Below are 3165 nucleotides of genomic sequence, written 5' to 3'. Positions count from 1 at the left end.
GCGCGCTCGCGCCCGCGCGCGCGCACGCTCCCCGCGCCCCGCGCGGCCCCGCCCCCCCGCCCCCCCCGCCCCCCGCGCCCCCCCCCCCCCCCCGGCCCCGACCGGACCCGGGCCGTGGTCGACATGATCGTCCGCCTCTACACCGGCCCGCTGTTCCGGGCCGCCCTGCACCTGTGGACCGCCGCCGCCACCGAGGACGGCCTGCGGGAGCGGATCGTCGCCCTGGAGGGCCACGTCGGCCGGGAGGCCCACCGGGCCGCCGTGGAGTTCCTGGACGCCGACGAGACCCGCCCGGGCGTGCGCGAATCGGTGCAGGCCACCCTGGACCTCGCCCGCGGACTCGGCCTGGCCAACCTGCTCACCGACGACAGCCTTCGACGTTCCGGAGTGATCCGGCAGTGGGCGGGCGTTCTGGAGAGTACGCTGCGGCCGGTACGCCCATGACGCCCGTACAACCGAGCGACCGGACGGCCCCTGACCAAGGGGTCGCCGGGCGGCCGATGTCCGTGCAGTCTGGAGAAGAACCCCGGCCGGCACCGACCGCGAGGCCCACCCGGCCGGGCACGAGCCGAACCGGGGTGCTGCCTGAATGCACGGACACGAGTGGGACGCGACCGCCGCCGCCGGCCCCGCGCCGAGCGGCGATCCCGTACGTCCGGACGGCCACCGCCTCGTCCCGCTCGCCACGGCCCTGCTGCAGAGCGACGGTCTGATCCTGCACTGGAGCGAGGACGCCGAGGCGCTGCTCGGCTACTCCGCCGAGGAGGCCGTCGGCAGCTACGCCGCCCGGCTGCTCACCGACGAGACCGACCGGCCCGCGGTGCTCGGCCTGTTCCAGCGGATCATGTCCGGCAGCGGCGCCTCCTTCGTCTTCCCGGTCCGTCACCGCGACGGCCACCGGGTCGAGCTGGAGTTCCGCACCTACCCGATCGCCGGACCGGCCGGCACCCTGCTGCTGCTCGCCACCGCCTCCGACACCCGGGCCCTGCACGCCGTCGAGGCCGACCTCGCGGTGCTGGACGGCGTCTTCGGCCGCTCCCCGATCGGCATGGCCGTCTACGACAGCGACCTGCGCTACGTCCGGATCAACGAGGCGCTGGCCCGGATGAACGGCGTGCCGGTCTCCGCCCACCTCGGCCGCCGGATATCCGCCGTCCTGCCCGGCATCAACAGCGGCGAGATCGAACAGACCATGCGACAGGTCCTCAAGACCGGCAAGCCCGTGGTGGACGCCCGCTCGCACGGCCGCGTCCCGGGCGACCCCAAGCGGGACCGCGCGTGGTCCGCCTCCTACTTCCGGCTGGAGGACTCCACCGGCCGGGTCTTCGGCGTCTGCTCCTCCATCATCGACGTCACCGAACGCTTCCAGGCCGAGGCCCGGGCCGCCCGGGCCCAGGAGCGGCTGGCCACCATCGCCGAGGCCACCGCCCGGATCGGCACCACCCTCGACCTCCAGCGCACCGCCGAGGAACTCATCGAGGCCGTCGTCCCCCGGTTCGCCGACTTCGCCACCGTCGACCTGCTGGAACCGGTGCTGCGCGGGTCCGAGCCCACCCCGATCCCCTCCGACCGCTCCGTCACCCTGCGCGCCGTCGCGGTCGGCGAGAACTACGACACCGGCCTGGCGCACGCCGTGGACGTCGTCGGCGAGACCTCCGAGTACGCCCCCGACCGCAGCTACACCCAGTGCCTGCGCAGCGGGCGGCCGCTGCTGCGCGCCCACGTGGACGAGGAGGTGCTGCGCGGCCTGGTGTCCAGCGAGGACCGGGTCGCCCCCGGGATGGCCGCCGGCATCCACTCGTACCTGATGGTGCCGATCACCGCCCGGGGCATGGTCCTCGGCGGCTCCGAGTTCATCCGGATGCGCAACCCCGAGCCGTTCAACGACGCCGACGTCGCGCTCGCCGAGGAACTCGTCGCCCGCACCGCCCTGGCCCTGGACAACGCCCGGCTCTACCGCCGGGAGCGGGAGACCGCCCTCACCCTCCAGCGCAGCCTGCTGCCGCAGGAGATCCACCGCACCCTCGGGCTGGAGATCGCCTACCGCTACCTGCCCAGCAGCGTGGTCAGCGAGGTCGGCGGCGACTGGTTCGACGTGGTGCCGCTGTCCTGCGGGCGGGTCGCCCTGGTGGTCGGCGACGTGATGGGCCACGGCATCCGGGCCGCCGCCACCATGGGACAACTGCGCACCGTCGCCCGCACCCTGGCCACCCTGGACATGCCGCCCGAGCAGGTGCTCACCCGACTGGACGAGACCGCCTCGGGGATCGGCGAGGGCCAGTTCGCCACCTGCATCTGCGCCGTCTACGACCCGCTGGAGCGCACCGTCCAGGTCGCCTCGGCCGGGCACCTGCCGCCGGTCTGGGTCGGCACCGACGGCACCGCCCGCAGGATCGAGGTGCCGCCCGGCGTCCCGCTCGGCGTCGGCGGGGTCGCCTTCGAGTCCATCGGCTTCACCCTCCCCGAGGGCGCGCTGCTCGCCCTCTACACCGACGGACTGGTGGAGCGGCGCGGCCAGGACCTGGACCACGGCATCGACCGGCTGGCCCGCACCCTGTCCGGGCCCGGCCGGACGCTGGAGGAGAGCTGCGACGCGGTGATCGGCGCCCTGGTCACCGACGGCACCGAGGACGACATCGCGATGATCATGGCCCGGGCGCTGCCGGTGCCGGCCGACCGGGTCGCCACCCTCCCGCTCACCGGCGGCGGAAAGCTCCCCGGCAAGGCCCGCCGCTTCACCCGGGCCGCCCTGGACGCCTGGGGCCTGAACGCGCTCTCCGACTACGCCGAACTGCTGGTCAGCGAACTGGTCACGAACGCCCTGCTGCACGCCGAGGCGCCGCGCCGGCTGCGGCTGTTCCGCGACCGGGTGCTCACCGTCGAGGTCTCCGACGCCGGCGGCGCGGCCCCGCAGCTGCGCCCCTTCGCGGAGCAGGACGAGGGCGGGCGCGGGATGTTCCTGGTCAGCGAACTCGCCCAGCGCTGGGGCAGCCGGCTGACCCGGGACGGCAAGGTGGTCTGGGCCGAGCTGGAACTGCCCTTCGGGGTCTCCTAGCCGCCGCCCGACATGGGAGATAGGGGGGGGGGGGGGCGCTGCGCTGTGAGCGCGGTCTCGGGAGCGCGAAGGGCGCCCGCGCGGGGGGCGCACCGCGCGCACAGCGGCCC

At 75.1% G+C, this 3165-nt stretch carries 1 protein-coding gene and 1 pseudogene; both read left to right on the top strand.

The window, feature by feature from the left end; all coding sequences use genetic code 11:
* Nucleotides 1-444, top strand: a pseudogene (locus tag ACFWXO_RS15315) (hypothetical protein); the annotation flags it as partial.
* A gap of 145 nt (nt 445-589) precedes the next feature.
* Nucleotides 590-3055: a SpoIIE family protein phosphatase gene (locus ACFWXO_RS15310; protein WP_375886546.1), complete on the top strand. Its 2466-nt coding sequence runs from the start codon at nt 590-592 to the stop codon at nt 3053-3055.
* Nucleotides 3056-3165 lie beyond the last annotated feature (110 nt).

Origin of the sequence: Kitasatospora sp. NPDC059088 (assembly GCF_042738155.1) — a bacterium.
In the GTDB taxonomy this organism is placed as follows: Bacteria; Actinomycetota; Actinomycetes; order Streptomycetales; family Streptomycetaceae; genus Kitasatospora.
The sequence above is the reverse complement of the archived record's forward strand: the minus strand, read 5'-3'. Positions and strand labels throughout refer to the sequence as shown.

What these genes read in the sequence shown, in the direction of transcription:
- ACFWXO_RS15310 (WP_375886546.1), top strand. Translation starts at nt 590, where the DNA reads ATGCACGGACACGAGTGGGACGCGACCGCCGCCGCCGGCCCCGCGCCG.